Origin of the sequence: Tenacibaculum agarivorans (assembly GCF_001936575.1) — a bacterium.
Taxonomy (GTDB): domain Bacteria; phylum Bacteroidota; class Bacteroidia; order Flavobacteriales; family Flavobacteriaceae; genus Polaribacter; species Polaribacter agarivorans.
This window is the reverse complement of the sequence record NZ_MSMP01000036.1, coordinates 1-17,045: the sequence shown is the minus strand read 5'-3', so window position 1 is coordinate 17,045 and position 17,045 is coordinate 1. Positions and strand designations below refer to the sequence as shown.

Genomic DNA, 17,045 nt, shown 5'->3' with positions numbered 1-17,045 from the left:
AACCAAGCTTATATAAAAACTTATCATTTTAAATCAATGAAATACAGTATCAAAATATACCAAATACTTATCCTCCTAATTTTTGGTTTGTTTAGTTGCAAATCAAAGGATAAACCTACTATTACTAAAAAGAAAGTCAAACCTAATATTGTTTTTATCGCGGTAGATGATCTACGTCCAGAACTGGGATGCTATGACTCTGATATTGCAATTACCCCTAACATAGATAAGTTAGCATCTTCAGGATTGACATTTAATAAAGCTTATTGTCAAGAAGCCATCTGTAGTCCATCTAGAGCTAGTTTAATGACAGGAGCCAGACCAGAAAGTATTAAGGTTATTGAAAACTTCACTTACTTTAGAGATGCCAATCCAGATATAGTTACATTACCTCAACACTTTAAAAATAATGGATATGAAACAGTCCATACTGGAAAAATATTCCATAAGCCTTCTTTTGCTGATTTAGATATTTCATGGAGTAGAACACCTGCTCATGATAAAATGACTATTAAAAGAGAAAATACACCTGGAGGTTTTGCTTTAGCTGAAAATCAACAGATGTTTAAACAAAATAGAGCTGATGTTATTGCTAAGTATGGCAAAAATGCACCTCGTAATGGTTTAGGTAAAGGCCCTGCTTATGAAAAAGCAGATGTCCCTGATACATTTTATGAAGATGGATATAATGCTGAGTTAGCCATTGCTACTTTAAAAGATTTACAAGAGAAAAATCCTGATAAACCTTTCTTTTTAGGTATGGGAATGAAAAAACCACATTTGGATTGGTTAGCTCCTAAAAAGTATTGGGATCTCTATGATCCTTCTAAAATCAAATTAACTACTCAAGATAAAGCTCCAACCAACGGAGCTGCAATGGGTTTACACCCTTCATTTGAGCTAAGAGCAAGGTTTGGAATCCCTAAAAAAGGGCCAATAGAAGATGATTTAGCAAAAACATTAAAACATGCATACTTGGCCTCTATTAGTTATATAGATGCTCAAATAGGTAAATTGATTGATGCAATTGATGAACAAGGTTTAAGAGATAATACTATTATTATTTTATGGAGTGACCACGGTTGGCACCTTGGAGAAATGGGAATTTGGGGTAAAGCTACAAATTATGAAATCTCTACTCGAGTTCCTTTAATTATTTCTACACCTGAAATGAGTACTCAAATAAGAGGTAAGAAAACAGACGCTCTAGTTGAATTAGTCGATATGTATCCTACTTTAGCTGAACTGGCTGGATTACCTTTACCTAAGCATTTAGAAGGACAAAGTTTTAAACCTTTGTTAGATCAACCCACTAAACAATGGAAAACTGCAGCTTTCTCTCAATTTCCATCTCCTGCACTTCGAGAATGGGCTGCAAATCCTCTTTCTAAAGGGATGAGAGAAACCTACTTTGGTCCTCTGATAGAAGAAGTTGAGGAACGTATAAAACAACAACAAAAAACTAAGTGGAATAGAGAGTTGTTTGAAAAGTATTTAATGGGATACGCAATGCGAACAAAGAAACATCGATTGATTGTTTGGAAAGATTATAGAGATCCAAAAGCAGCACCTATCTTCCTAGAATTATATGATCATAGCAATGACCCAAACGAAACCATGAACATAGCTGATCAACAACCCAAATTAACAAAAAATTTGGTAGAACAATTTAATAAAGGTTGGAAGGGAAATTTAGCTCAGTAATCAACAAGTTTTTTATCATATGGAATAATAAACCCCGTTTAAATATATTAAACGGGGTTTATCGCTACCAAATTTACTTACACAAAATTGCGCTTTGTTTTTTAATTTATCGCTGTAGATACTCGTTTTTTAACTAGATAATCTTCTAAAGCTAAGTGTGAACAATCATGACCGATTCCACTTTCTTTAAATCCTCCATGAGGTAAATAAATAGCATATTTAACTCCATTAATTTGAACTTCACCAAAATCAAGTTCCTCTGTAAATTTTGCTATTCTTTTATGGTTGTTAGTAAAAATATAAGATGCTAATCCATATTCTGTATCGTTTGCTAATGCTAAAACTTCTTCATCTGTTTCAAAGCTCATTATCCCAGCTACAGGTCCAAAAATTTCTTCTCTAAACATTTTCATATCTGTTGATATCCCTGACACTACAGTTGGTTCTAACCAATTACCTCCTTCTGGTAAATCTTTTGGTATTTCTCCTCCAAATTCTAATGTAGCCCCTTTATCAACAGCATCATTGATTAATGTAAACATTCTATCTCTTCCTTTACGGCTAGCCATTGGCCCCATAAATACATCTGGTTTGTCTTTTGTTCCTAGACCAATTTTCAATTCTGAAGCTCTCTGAACATATGCCTTTACAAACTTATCATAAATAGTTTTATGAATAAAAATTCTATTTGCTGCAACACAAACTTGTCCACTATTTCCAAATCGAAGTGCTATTGCTAAATCTAGTGCTTTGTCAAAATCAGCATCTTCGAAAACTATAAACGGAGCATTTCCGCCTAACTCTAAACCAAATCTTTTGATTGATGTGGTACTTTCCGCTATAATTTTCTTTGCTGTAGCAGTAGAACCTATCATTGTAATTACAGCTGGAATTGTACTTGAAGTCATGGTTGTAGCTACGATCTCACTTGGACCTTCTATAATATTGACAACTCCTGGAGGGAAATTAATTTCATGCAAAATTTCACCGATAAGATAAGCTGATAATGGCGAAATCTCTGATGGTTTAATAATTAAAGAACAACCAGAAGCTAATACTGGTCCAATCTTATATCCAATATTTAAAATAGGAAAATTCCAAGCTAAATATGCAACAACAACACCAGCCGGTCTAGAAATCATTTTATGCGTATGCGTATTTTCATAATCAGGGATTAGTTCCTCTCTCGTGTTCTTCATTGCAGCAGGATACCATTCTAAAGCTTCAACCAGCCTATCAATATCCTCTTGTCCTCCACCATAGGTTTTTCCCATTTCATATACCATGGCTGTACGCAACTCTTCTTGTTTTTCTAATATTGCTGTTCTTAATTTATTCATCCATCCTGTTCTCTCTTCAAGAGATAAACTAGACCAATATTTAAAACCTTTTTGAGCTGCTTTTAATACTTTTTCAGCATCTTCTTTACCTGCTTTTGCTATTTCAGCAATAACTTCACCAGTGGCAGGACTAATAACATTACTACGTTCTCCACTAATGGCATCAACTAACTCGCCATTAATGTACATTTTTTTATATCCGTAATTTTTAATCTTCATTTTATTACTATTAAAGGACATTTATTTCTTCATCAGATAGTGCATATTCTAACAACACATCTTCATCTACCTCTATACCTAAACCAGGTCTTTTAGGAACTTCAATCATACCATCCACCATTTTGATTTTTGGATATGTTAAACGTTCTCTTAAACCATTCTCTGTTTGATCATATTCAATTAAGAAATCTGGGGATTTCATACGACCAGGGATATGCTCAAGATTCGCAATAAAATGCAATGCTACATGAATCCCAATAGCTGTTCCCCAAGTATGTGGTATCACATCTACTCCATAAGTACTTGCCAAAGCTGCAATCCTTTTAGCTTCTGTTAATCCTCCTGCAGCACAAATATCAGGCTGTACAATATCTACTGAATTGTTACGGAATAATTGATGAAAACCATAACGCAAGTATTCACATTCACCACCTGATATTGGTATTGATGTTTTACTTCTTAATTCTTTATATTGTTTATAAAATTCTGGAGAAATTGGCTCTTCAAACCAGCTAATATTAAAAGGCTCTATCTTTTGAGCTAATAGTATAGCTTCTCTTAAACTATATGCGTGATTAGAGTCCACCATTAATTGTATGTCATCACCAATAATGTCTCTTATCATTTTAATATTTTTATAATCTTCTTCAATCCCCAACCCTACTTTCATTTTAATCGCTTTAAAGCCTTGTTTTACATAAGTTTCAGCTTCTTTCTTAAAATGTTTAGATGGATTATCAGGGTCCATAAAATATAAACCTGTCGCATAGGGTTTTATTTTATCCCTGAAAGCTCCACCTAATAAGGTAGATACAGGTAGATTTAATATTTTTCCTTTCAAATCCCATAATGCAATATCTATAGCACTTATAGATGCTACCAACACTCCTCGTCTGGCATAATCTAACGTTTTACGATAGAGATGGTTCCATATCACTTCATTTTCTAATGGATTTTTTCCTACGATATGATCTTTTAAAAAATCTACTCCTGCTTTTAGAATATGAGCCGGTCCGTAACCTTCACCCCAACCGTACTGCCCATTAGATGCTGTTATTTTAACTACACATATACATCGCTCTGAATACTCCCATTGTGAGAAATAAAAACTGTTTGACAATTTATCTTTAAGTATAAAAGTTTCTATTTTTTCAATTGTCATATTTAAATAAATTAAGTGAAAGTAAACAAAGCTAATAATTCACTTCGCTCTTTTTAAGATCATATTTATCTTATACAGGTCAAATATTACCCTTGAATATAACTTAATTATCTAAGATTTTAAATAGAAAACTACTCTTTAACTATTTTAAATGTTTGGCTATTATAGCGTAAAAAATAAATTCCTCTACTTCGTAATTCATTTCCTAAATCAATTTTATTTCCTTCTTCAATCTTTTTCTCAACGATAAGTCGTCCGTTTATTGAAAAAACTTGGACTACACTATTTTCTTCCATGTTTTTTACTGTAAACTCTGCTGTGAAAGGGTTAGGGTATATTTTTACAGTGGTATCTTTTACTAAATCTTCAGTACTTAAAGTAGTTACATCAAGAACAACAGGATAAAAAGTTCCTCCACTTGGTGGGTTTGGTGATAATTCTCTAGGATTACTATATTGATCAAAAACAAAAACTTTTGTTACGCTACTGAATCTTTCTGAATTATTTTTACCACTGACTTCATTATTAAAAATAATATTGTTTTTTCCAGGAGATTTGTGTCCGAATTGACTTCCTCCACTTGCGAAAGCTCCCCAAGATCTCCATTGTTCACTTTTTATTTTATTATTTTCAATTAAGTTAAATCCGTCGTCTCCATTGTGAAAGTTAATATCAACTTCAAAATCACAATCATAAACAACATTATATTTAGCGCCAACCTGAATAGCGAAATGACGAATTCTTCTTACTCTCTCGTTAACAATAAGATTATAATCTCCATTAATTGCATAGTAAGCAGCTCCTCCACCTCCTTTGTTGTAAGCAGCATCTACAAAATTATTTCTAAACGTATTATGGTTTCCATTAATATTAATTGGGTTACTACCTGAATTTTTAAGTGTACAACTATCTATCCAACAATTTTCACTCTTTTTTTCTATCATCACAAAACTTACATACATATTTTTAATTCCATCAGGATCATTACCAAAACAACGATCTCCACACCATTTATTTCTATCCACATTTCTATCGTCATAAATCGTAATTGCTTTTTCTGGAATATACTCCATAGTTAAGTTTTCTATTCCCACATATTCTACATCATCTAATACTAAGGCTCCTTTATGTTCAAAACGTTGTCTTTGGTAACGAATAGTGACATTTAGTTTTACATTTTCTCTACTTTCTCCTCGTAGAACCACATTTGATTTTAATTGAATTGTTTTATCAATAGTGTATGTTCCATTTTTTAATAGAATTACACTTGGTTCTCCATTTGTATTTAAGTTGTCAATAGCATTTTGTAATCCGTCAGAATTTGTGGGGTTTAGTTCTTTCTTTATAGGTATTGAATTACGAAGCGGAACTCCTCCCTCTACCCCTGACTTTTGCCATTCTTGCATAAATGGATACTTAGGATCATTTTTAGTATTATCAAATGTTACACCTGGATCACCTATATTTAATTGTGCTGTTAACGTAATAACATTACTTACTACAAATAAAAAAATAGTAATGTATTTAATTGATTTTTTGATTTTCATAATTTGGAGATTATACGTTTTGATAGTAAGGTATACTACTCAATTAATGGGATTATTTTTTAATTAGTTTATATGCTTTTTGCTTGTATATAAGAAAATATATACCTGTTTTGAGTTTCTTATTCAGATGTAAATTTCCTGAAGCTTCTATTTTATTTTTTTGAATAAGTTTTCCTTCCATGCTATACACACTTACCACTTCATCTTGTTCTGCATTTTCTAATGTAATTTGATCTATAAATGGATTTGGATATACTGTGAAAGTATTCTTAGCTTGATTAATAATATCATCTGTACTTAATGTTGATGAAGAACCAACTCTTATCATTATTGAAATCATTTTAGTTGCACCATCTAAGCCTTTGATTATAGCTTTTAACTCATGATTTCCCTGTTCTAAACTACCTAAAAACTGGCTATTTTTATTCCAACTATAGGGAGTTGAATTTTGTGTACTTATTAATGTACCATCATAAAATAAACTCACCTCTTCTACTTTTGCTGATGCGTCTACTGTAGCCACCAAATGATCTCCTATATTAAACTGTTGATTGTTTTTTAAGATCACAAAATATGGTTCAAAATCTTCAGTAGCTACAACTGATGGTTGCGAAACCATAACAGGATACAATGTATTTCCTACTGGTGTTGGGTATTTTGACTCATCTACCTTAAAGTTTGTAGAATGATCTACAGGTTTGACTTTCAGTGGTCCGTAGTACACCTTATTAATTCTCGAAAACGGTGATGCCCCATTGTGCTGCAATTCTAAAGTTGAATTGTTTAAAAGAAAGTTGTCTCTTGCAGAATTTTGATGTTGTGAAGACCAAGGTCCCATAATTGAAAAATAGTCTGGACTTCTAGAAGCTGATGAGTTTGATCCAGACATATCTTTTGGTAAAACAACCTTATTTTTTTCTATTAGGTTATTTCCATCATCTCCAGTGTGAAAACTAATTTCTTGTTTGATTTCATTATCATAAACTACATTATACTCCACTCCTGATCCTTGTAATGAAAAATGACGCAAATGAGTCATTTGACAACCTGTGATTAGATTGTATCCTTTTTGAATGAAAAAATACCCTTGTGCTCCTCCTGATTTGCTAAATGCTCCATCTACAATTAATCCTCTAAAAGTGTTATGCTTAGCATTACATCGCATCGGGTCACGTCCAGCATTTATTAAGTTGACATCATCTAACCAACAATCTGAACTTTCTTTGAAAAAAACAAGAATATTATCACTACCATTCAATTCATCATTGGCTGAATTACTAGTATTCCATGTAAATTTTGGAAAACCACTTGAATCTCCCCACTTCTTACTTCCCCTTATAGTCATGTTATATAACCCTGAATATTTTGTATTTCTTTCAAAATTGAACGCTTTATCATCAAAATCTTCATGCATTTCAAAGATGGTCTCTCCTCTACTTTCACCTATTAAACTCACATTACTTTTCATAACAATCTTTTTGTTAACAATGTAAGTTCCTTTCTTAATTAGAATGGTGTTCTTTTTATTTCCCATTCTACTAACATCTCGAATGGCTTCATTAATTGCATCTATACTTGTACCTCCTTCAATTGTACGTTGAATAACTAAATTTTCTTTTAAAGGAATTCCTCCTCGAACTCCAGCCGTAACCCATTTTTCTATTTGTGGATATTCAGCTTTATTTTGATTGATTAAATTGGTATTAAATGTTACTCCAGGATCACCGACTCTCAATTGTGCCTTTAACAAATTAGTATTACATATTATAAATAGAAAAACTATTAGATATTCGGTTGATTTTTTAGTTTTCATAATTAGGAGATGATTTGATTTCAAATTAATAACGTGATTTATAAATTCATATTTCAAAATTCAAATAGACTGTCTTCAATTTTTCAAAGACAGTCTATTCGAATCATTCGCTTTATATTTTAATTCATAAAACTAGCTGTGAATTTTGTTATATCTCCTGGCTTGTTATCACAAATACCTTGAGTATTATAGTATATATTTTGAATTGAACTTGCTGGGAAATTTTTAAAATCTTCATCAACTAAAGTCACGTTGTAATGACCGCCAACTGTAGTTCCATTGGTGTTATCGAAACTTAAAGAAACCGACGGTCCATGGTATTCAAAACCATCAAACATTCCTAAACTAGTTACTGGGTTTTTAAGTCTGTTTTCCCATAAATTACATGGTAAAAACTTTAAGTGTGCTTGTTTTATTTTAGCCCCACCATCATTTTGGTAAATTGCAGTAATATCGGTTACGGTAGAACTTTCGTAACTTCCTGCCTGTAGTCCGTTTCCTAACTGGTCTAATACATATGCATTTCTAGGTGCTATACTTGCCTCTGGAGATAATCTTGTTGCCCATTGTGTACCATTGTTTCTTTTGTATGGGTTACCAGATAACACATTATCAATTCCTGGAAATTGTGCTTTAACAAATGCTTCGAAATCTTTTCTACCTTGGTTATTGATTGGAAATCTTCTTGATTTATCAAATAATTCCAAGAAACCTTTTTCTACTCTAACTGCAAAAGCTGAACCTATAGATCTTACTTTCTCTACAGTAACTTTTCCATTTTCAACAAAATGTGGAGAGAACATCACAGCACATAATCCGTTTTTATTTCGAATATCAAAAGCAAAAATATTAGAAATTCCTCCTTTTTTACTTCCGTCTTTTAATTCATCTTTCATTCCTTTATCATCAGATTCCATTCTTAAAGTAATTCCACCCTCACAAGAAAGTTTTCTAAATAAAACATGCTTTGCATTATATGTTTGCACCAAACCATAACCTGTGTGTGCTCCAGTTTGACTAATATTTTCTATAACACCATCTTCTGGACCAGGTCTTCTTTCTGGTGATCCTGGAACATGAACCAATACAATAGAATTTACAGAACTTCTTCTATCTTTTATATTAATATCAGCAAACCTAAAATTGTCTATACGTCCAACTCTAAGTACATTGACGTTTTGATTTGTTAATGAAGGTGAAGAAATATCTACAGTAAACCGCTTTTTATTTTTTCCACTGATGCTCACGTTCTTTAAACGATTACCATTTTTACTTCCTCCAATAGAAAACACACTTCCTCTAGTGCCGTCAAAAATTACCTTAGTTCCACCTGCTATTTCTAAATGAATATTAGATTTTAACGTTATTTTATTCCAATAATAGGTCGCTTTTGGAATTTCAATTATCACTCCAGAACCATTTTCATCTGATTGTTGGGTAATCAATCTATTTAGATCTTCAGTTGTAGTTCCTGTAAAACGAACTCTTGTAATTTGTGTTGGAGCAATGTAAAAGTTTGATTGATCAAATTTTGGAGGTATGCGATTAGCAATTTCAATTGCTGAGTTACTGCTTTCTGTCTCAATTTCTAATTTTTCCACATTGTCTGAGCAAGACATTAAACTTGTAGCCGTTAGGGTTGCGGCTATCAAAAAATTTCTGTTTAAAAACATTATTTAGGGTTTATGATTATAGTCCGCCAAACTACTCTCATCGAAAACGTTTTAGACAAACAATCTTATCCTATTATTACTCTATTTTACCCTAAAACTTCATTTTTTATGACTTTTTTAACCTATAAAATTTAAAAAATTTAACATTTGTTTTTTAACACATAAAAAACACAAAACACTATATATCAAACATTTAAATTGAATTATTTTTTAAAACTTATTTATATTTTTTTGTTTTTATTTTTTTTTAAGTGTCGGCGTTTTTGAAAAAACGTGAAGTAATGTTGAGCTATTTTTTCCGTTATTTAGTATGAAAATTATTTTAAAAACCCCCTTTTTTTATGAACTATATTAAAAATGACATATTCATTATTATTCTTCTTATTTCATTTTTAAATGTTAAAGCATACTCTTTTAAAAAATTAAATTTCAATCCTAGAAATATAAACAGATATACAACAAGCTTAAATGCTTTTAATACTGAAATATTTAAAGATTACAGTACATTAAAATATACTACTATTAACAATACGTTGGGCTTAGTTACATTTTTGAATTCTAACAAGAACAACGAATATATTTTTGAAGAACAGTATAATCTAGATAGTAAACTTTTAAAGGTTAAACAAAAGTTTAGATATCTATTGATCATGTTCATTATAGTTTTCCTCTTACTCACAACATGCTTGATTTTTATGTTTTCTAAATTCAAAAAGAGTACTATAAAAAATCAAAGTTCGGAAATTAAAGAACAAATTAACTTACAGAAACATATTAAACAAAAGGAGCAAGAAATACTTGCAACACTAATTGCTGTATCTACTCAACAAGAAGAGTTAATTCAAACACTAAAAGTTGTTGAAGACTTAAAAGATGAAAAACCTGATCCAAAGCTTCAAAAAGTTTATAATAGATTAAAAAAAATTACGAAATCGTCTTCAAATTTAAATTTGATATTTCAAAAGCTAGAATCACAATATAGCTACTTCAGTACAAGTATAAAAGACGTACACCCTAACCTTACTAAGAATGATATTAGAAACTGTATTTTACTTCGCTTAGGTTTTAGCTTAAAAGACTCAGCCGAACTCTTGAATGTTTCTGTACATGCTATAAAAATAGCTCGACAGCGTATTAAGAAAAAAATAAATTATAAAGATCAAATTAACTTAAAAGAATATCTCGATACTTTTCAAAACCATCAATCTTTTCCAAAAAAAGTTTAACTATTCATTACTCTTAATTACCTTATTTTATATGAGGTACTTTATAAAAAATCATTCCATAAAATTTGCTCTTAATATACCTAAAGTATCTATTATTAAAAGTTGTATACACAATGTATACCTCATTTGTATTCTCTTTGTAACACTGTTTTTTTCAAAAAAATTAATTAGCAATTTAATTTTGTCTAGACTTTTAAAATATTAATTATTTAATCATGGATGTAAAGAAAATTAGTAGCAAGATAATCGATTGTACATTAAAAAAGTAAAATAACCTCAACTCTAATTTATACAAGAATTAAATAAATAGAATGAGAATATCTAATTTACCTACAAAACAAAAAGATATCACTCTATATTAAATCAAAAAACCCAAAAACACTTAATTATAGTTAACAACGGTTACTTCTTGTTTTCTCTAATTTTCAAACTCCCTAAAAACCAAATTCTAAAAATGAAGAAAAATAATTTCTTGACTTTACTTTTGATATTAAGCGCATTGTTTAGCGCTACGTCTCAAAATTTTGACGAAAAAAGCCTAGAGGAAAGAAGCCGTCCTTTTGGTGAAGCAGATGATCCAACTATTAATTGGAAAATACGTTGGGATCGATCTGATCTTTTTAAAAATGATAATTTTCCAGATCCTGATTTTAAATATAATACTAGGATTTGGGCTAAAGAACCTGAAAATGTTCAGAGCTGGGTTTGGAGAAATAAACAAAATATAGAACAAAAAAATGGTTCTTTATTTATTACAGCTCGTTATAGTGAAACTGGTTTTCCTGAAAATAGGGTTCCAGATGGTTGTATCAATGGAAGTCCTTCAACAAAAATGGTTCCTGTGAGATTTTCCTCTGGAATGCTGCGAAGTACTTCTCCTGGTTTTGTATATGGTTATTATGAAGCAGCTATAAAGGGGAGTGATGGTTTTCCTGGTGTATCTCCTGCTTTTTGGTTATATAATCAAATCAGATCTAATACTACTGTTGGTCAAGTTCGTTACCAAGAAATTGACGTTGTAGAACTTACACAAGAAGGAACTAGCCAAGCTAAACGTAAAGTAATGGATCATAATTTACATGCTATAACAACAGCTTCTTCCAGACAACGTTTTGATAATTCTTTAAATCCTCCTGTAGGTGCTTTCGTTCCTGCCGTAGATAATGGCGCTTTAACTGTAGGTCCTATTAATAGTACAGCTGGTAGAAGATGGTGGCGTCCGAAACAAAATACAGCGGCTGCCAGAAACGAGACAGACGAGTTTGAACCAAGAGACATAAACATCTTTGGATGTAGAGTTACCCCTGACGAAATTATTTGGTATGTTAATGGTAAAGAAATAGGAAGAAAGCCTAATGTTTTATGGCAAAGGGAAGCCGATTTAACCAATCCGATGCGTATTACCTTATCTTTAGGAATACGTGCTCCATACAATCAATTTTGTAGTAATAGGTTTGTTATGCCGAACCCAACTGTACTTACCCAAGCAGAAAATTTCTTTCCTCAATCAATGCAAGTATTATATGTAAAAGTATTCGAACCTTTAAATGAATCTACACAATCGATACCTGTAACTGGTGTTACTTTAAGAAAATCTGAAGTACCAGTAAGAGTTGGAGGAAATACTATTTTAACTCCAGTAATCGCTCCTAATAAAGCAAGTAACAAAAAGTTTAGTTTTTATAGTGTATCTGGTATGGATGTCGCTAGAGTTGATTCTAAAACAGGAATTGTAACAGCTTTAAAAGAAGGTACTGCTATATTTAGAGTAATTACGAATGAAGGAAATTTCTTTGATGATATAGAAGTTACGGTTTCTAAAAATCCTGGACAAAATAAAAACGCTATCATACCTGTTCCTCCTAGATCTGCAGGACTTGCTCCAGATAATCCAGATGATTCGGATGATGATTCTTCTAACGATGGAATGAATTGTAATACTATCCCTACTTGGAGAAAAGCGAATTCTTATACCAAAGGTGATAAGGTAAAACTCAACAATACTATATATGAACTACAGAATAATAGTGTTGGTAAATGTAAACCCGGAGGTAATGCAACTTGCTCTACAAAACAATGGAAGAAAATTGGTACATGTGATACTTCGCAAAGAAGTTTAACTAAAGCTAATGAAAAAATTAAGGTTTTCCCAAACCCTTCTGTACAAGTTGTTAATATAACATCTGAGCAAAATGCTTTAATATATATTACCAATACGGCCGGAAAAATAGTTTTATCTAAAGTAGCTAAAGGAGAAATTACATCTTTTGATACTCATAATTTCTCTAAAGGATTATACTTAATAAGAGTTCAGAAAGATAATGTAACCACTACAAAAAAACTGATTATTAAGTAATAACATTATCGTATAAATTAATTAGGTTATTAAATATTGAGGTCTGATCATCTTTTTGATCAGACTTTTTTTTAAAAAAAACTATAACTTATTAATAACATCTTGCAATGATATTTCTGGAGTTAATTCCATCTTCTTTCTAAGACGATATGTAGCCTTTTTTACTCCTTCATAAGTAATATTCAAAACCCCACCTATCTCCTTGTATGATAAATTCATTTTTATTAATGCCATTAACCTTAATTCTCCCGGGGTTATTTTGGAATACTTTTCTTTTATAACTACATAAAAATTGGGGTGTACTTTTTCAAAATAATTTTTAAAATTCCTCCATTGTTCTTTATCATGAATAAGTTCATTTCTAATGATCTGTAATAACATTTTACAATCATATTCAATACTACTTTTATCAGATTTTAATGTACTTTCAATATGTTTTTTTAACTTTTCTAGAACCATGTTCTTTTTGGTAATCTGCAACGTATGTGTAACTAATTCTCTTCTTTTAAAAGCTATTTCCGAATTCAGTTTTTCTTGTTCTAAAATTGAATTCTTTATTTTTAACTTGGACTTCAATATTTTTTGTTTATTACTGTAAAAACCAAGCACCAAAAAAATAGAAAACAGAACAATAGTTATCACTAAAATATTAACTCTTAATTCTCGAATTTTTCTTTCTTTTTTAAAGAATTTAATTTCATTTTTTTGTTTATTAATCTGTTCTTCTTTTTTCTCAATTTCATAAATTATTTGTAGTTCTTTAACTTTTTTAAGTTCTGCTATTTTATAAATAGAATCATTTAAAACATTTACTTTTTGAGCATATTTTAGGGCATTATTAATTTTTCCTTCTTCCTTTAGAACATCAATGAATATATTATATGACACTTTTTGCTTATCTAAATCTTTAAGTTTTTCTGATAAAGTAATCGCTTTTTTCACATGCTGATTTGCTAAAGATAGTTTACCAACTGTTAAATAAGATTTTGCAATAAAATTATTTGCCATAATTCTATCCAGATGATCTCCATTTAACATCTGATTCTTTAATGCTTTTTTTAAAAATTGAATGGATTTATCATACTCTTTTAAGTGATAATAGACCTCACCCATTCTCATTTGAGTAACTGCAATATTCTTTTTATTGTTCATTAAAACCCTAGTATCTAATGCCTTTCTATAATAAAACAATGTTTTTTCATATTCTTTCAATCCCAAATAACATCGCCCTAAACCCAAGTAAACAGTTGTTATCTGTTTTTTATTATTTGCTTTACTTAATCCTATTAATGATTTATTTATATACTCTAATGCTTTCTTATACTCTCCTTGTTTTAGGTACATCTTACCTATATAATGATATATTCGGCCTATTCCCATATCATTTTGCTTTTTCTCATATATTTTATTTGCCTCCAAATAAAAAGACATTGCCTTTTGATACCCCATTAAACCATAAGAAGCTCCTATGTTCTCTAATGATTTTGCTATTGAAATGGAATCATTCTTTAGTTCAAAAATTGATTTTGCTTCCTGAAAGTTAAATATAGCTTTAAGGTAATTAGATTGATACTTATGAATTACTCCTATTTGAAATAATGCCGATGCTTGTCCCCATAAATGATTTTCTTTTTTATTAATGGTTAACGCTTTATTAAAACAAACTAATGCAGAATCGTACTCTTTTTGATAATAATGAGCTATTCCTAGACAATTTTGAGCACCAGCCATACCACGTTGATTGTTACTTTTTTTAGCAATAGCTAATGCTTTCTTCATATAATTCTTACTTAATTCATAATTAGAACCAGCATATTGAATTCCTATTTCATTGTATGCCACAATTAATGTGGAATCTGATGTTTTATAATTTTGTACAAGTTTTTGTAAACTGTCAAGCTTTTTATTGTTTTGAGTTGATACCACTAGAGTATTGCATAACAAAAAGCATATAGCAATTGTTAAATGAGGGATTTTCACTTTAAAGATTCATTTAGATAGCTACAAAAATAGAATTACACTTTCTATTTTTATTAAAATCTGTTACAATAATCAATTCTACTTATCTAAAACTACTTTTAATCACTTAAATAAAGGTACCCTGATTTGGTTAACTGTTCTAAACTTCCATTATCGGAATATTCATAATTAATAACATAAAAATAGGTTCCTGTAGGTAATTTTTCATTCTGAGCAATTGTTAACCTACCTTCTGAAACCCCTCTAAAAACATTTTCTTTATTATCATAATTTTCTGTTTCAAAAACCAATACTCCCCATCTATTAAAAATTTTCACACTGTTATTAATATAACACTCTATTCCTTCGAGTAGAAAAAAGTCATTAACCCCATCATCATTAAATGAAACACCATTATATACATTTATGGCACAGAACACGTTAATTAGTTGTGTGAAAGAGCTTTCATTACCACACTGATCAGTTGCTATCCAAATACGCTCTATTACATATTGACTATTACATTCTCCTCTAATTTCATTTTCATTAAATGCTATAATTATATTGCCTCCACAACTATCAGTTACAATAGGTTCTACAACTTCTGGAATAGCTTCACAAGAAACAGATAAACTCTGAGAAATTGTATCATCAAATATTGGTGGTGTTGTATCTTCTATTGTTATTTCTTGTGTACAAGTTGTACTATTCCCTTGTTCATCAATACCTGTAAAAGTTCTAATAAAAACTCCTGTATTAGCATTACATCCATTAACCAAATTACTGTCTGTAAAAGTAAAAACAACATCTCCACAACTATCATTAACGGTTGGTATTCCAGTGTCAGCTATATCTATAGAATCTCCACATTCTATTGTAATTGGAGGTGGACAAGTAATCATCAAATTTACTATTGGACTTGGATTTATTATTAAAGAAGTAGTATTACTACATGTTGAATCCGTAATATTTCTAACAGTTACGGTATAAGTATCTGGTAGTAAAATTGAAAACACATTAGAACTTTGAAAAGTTATTCCATCAATACTATACTCAAAATTAGAACCTAATGGTTGACTTACTGTTATTTCTCCTCTACTAACAATACAACTTGTTTCAATTGTTACTGCAGCTGTTATAATTGGTATCGTAGGCACTGCATTTATCGTGACTGAAACCGAACTTATAGCTGTACAACCAATATCTGTAGTACTTCTAACTGTTAAATTATACGTATTCGGGGAAAGATTCGAAAATACTTCACTCGATTGAAATGTTACTCCATCAATACTATACTCAACATTGGGTTGCGCTATAAAAGTAATCGTTCCACTCGGTACCGAGCACGTAGGTTGTAAAACACTAGCCAATACTGGTACACTTGGTGAAGTTGGTACTGAATTTATAGTGACTGAAACCGAACTTGTAGCTGTACAACTAATATCAGTAGTACTCCTCACCGTTAAATCATACGTATTTGGGGAAAGATTAGTAAATACTTCACTCGATTGAAATGTTACTCCGTCAATACTATACTCCACATTGGGTTGCGCTATAAAAGTAATCGTTCCACTCGGTACCGAGCACGTAGGTTGTAAAACACTAGCCAAAACTGGCACATTTGGTGAAGTTGGTACTGAATTTATAGTGACTGAAACCGAACCTGTAGCGGTACAACTAATATCTGTAGTACTTCTAACCGTTAAATCATACGTATTCGGGGAAAGATTGGTAAATACTTCACTCGATTGAAATGTTACCCCATCAACACTGTACTCTACATTGGGTTGCACTACAAAAGTAATCGTTCCACTCGGTATTGAACATGTAGGTTGTAAAACACTTGCTAGTATTGGTAAACTTGGTGAGGTTGGAACTGCATTTATCGTTACTGGAACCGAACCTGTAGCGGTACAACTAATATCTGTAGTACTTCTAACTGTTAAATCATAGGTATTTGGTGGAAGATTAGTAAATACTTCACTAGACTGAAATGTAACTCCGTCAATACTATATTCCACATTGGGTTGCACTACAAAAGTAATC

The 17,045-nt window shown here is 31.0% G+C and carries 10 protein-coding genes; 3 read left to right on the top strand and 7 right to left on the bottom strand.

Annotated elements, in window-relative coordinates; genetic code table 11:
- The first annotated feature begins 36 nt into the window (after nt 1-36).
- On the top strand, nt 37-1,704 hold the full coding sequence (locus BVC87_RS19385) for a sulfatase (protein ID WP_075344064.1): 1,668 nt from the start codon (nt 37-39) through the stop codon (nt 1,702-1,704).
- 101 nt (nt 1,705-1,805) lie between these two features.
- Here the strand turns inward: BVC87_RS19385 and BVC87_RS19380 are convergent, their stop codons facing one another.
- The 5 genes from BVC87_RS19380 to BVC87_RS19360 form a co-directional block, all read right to left on the bottom strand.
- The gene (locus BVC87_RS19380) at nt 1,806-3,263 is read right to left on the bottom strand and encodes an NAD-dependent succinate-semialdehyde dehydrogenase (protein WP_075344084.1); all 1,458 of its coding nucleotides are present in this window, start codon (nt 3,261-3,263) and stop codon (nt 1,806-1,808) included.
- A gap of 10 nt (nt 3,264-3,273) precedes the next feature.
- Nucleotides 3,274-4,425, bottom strand: coding sequence for a mandelate racemase/muconate lactonizing enzyme family protein (locus BVC87_RS19375; protein WP_075344063.1), 1,152 nt, complete (start codon nt 4,423-4,425; stop codon nt 3,274-3,276).
- A gap of 131 nt (nt 4,426-4,556) precedes the next feature.
- On the bottom strand, nt 4,557-5,972 hold the full coding sequence (locus BVC87_RS19370; protein WP_075344062.1) for a T9SS type A sorting domain-containing protein: 1,416 nt from the start codon (nt 5,970-5,972) through the stop codon (nt 4,557-4,559).
- 52 nt (nt 5,973-6,024) lie between these two features.
- Nucleotides 6,025-7,785 carry a T9SS type A sorting domain-containing protein gene (locus tag BVC87_RS19365; RefSeq protein WP_075344061.1) on the bottom strand — a complete coding sequence of 587 codons (1,761 nt, stop codon included), beginning with the start codon at nt 7,783-7,785 and terminating at the stop codon, nt 6,025-6,027.
- Nucleotides 7,786-7,904: 119 nt separating this feature from the next.
- Entirely contained in the window at nt 7,905-9,458 is a 1,554-nt protein-coding gene (locus BVC87_RS19360; RefSeq protein WP_143569848.1) for a hypothetical protein, read from the bottom strand.
- A 341-nt stretch (nt 9,459-9,799) separates the two neighbouring features.
- Here BVC87_RS19360 and BVC87_RS19355 point away from each other — a divergent pair, with 341 nt between their 5' ends.
- A complete protein-coding gene (locus BVC87_RS19355; protein ID WP_075344059.1) occupies nt 9,800-10,684 on the top strand; it encodes a helix-turn-helix transcriptional regulator in 885 nt (294 codons plus the stop codon).
- 454 nt (nt 10,685-11,138) lie between these two features.
- Nucleotides 11,139-13,040, top strand: coding sequence for a T9SS type A sorting domain-containing protein (locus BVC87_RS19350; RefSeq protein WP_075344058.1), 1,902 nt, complete (start codon nt 11,139-11,141; stop codon nt 13,038-13,040).
- Nucleotides 13,041-13,121: 81 nt separating this feature from the next.
- On the opposite strand, the gene BVC87_RS19345 is transcribed toward BVC87_RS19350, so the two are convergent.
- Nucleotides 13,122-15,020: a tetratricopeptide repeat protein gene (locus tag BVC87_RS19345; RefSeq protein ID WP_143569847.1), complete on the bottom strand. Its 1,899-nt coding sequence runs from the start codon at nt 15,018-15,020 to the stop codon at nt 13,122-13,124.
- A 98-nt stretch (nt 15,021-15,118) separates the two neighbouring features.
- Nucleotides 15,119-17,045 (bottom strand): gliding motility-associated C-terminal domain-containing protein (locus BVC87_RS19340; RefSeq protein WP_143569846.1); only part of this gene is annotated, 1,927 nt, incomplete at its 5' end.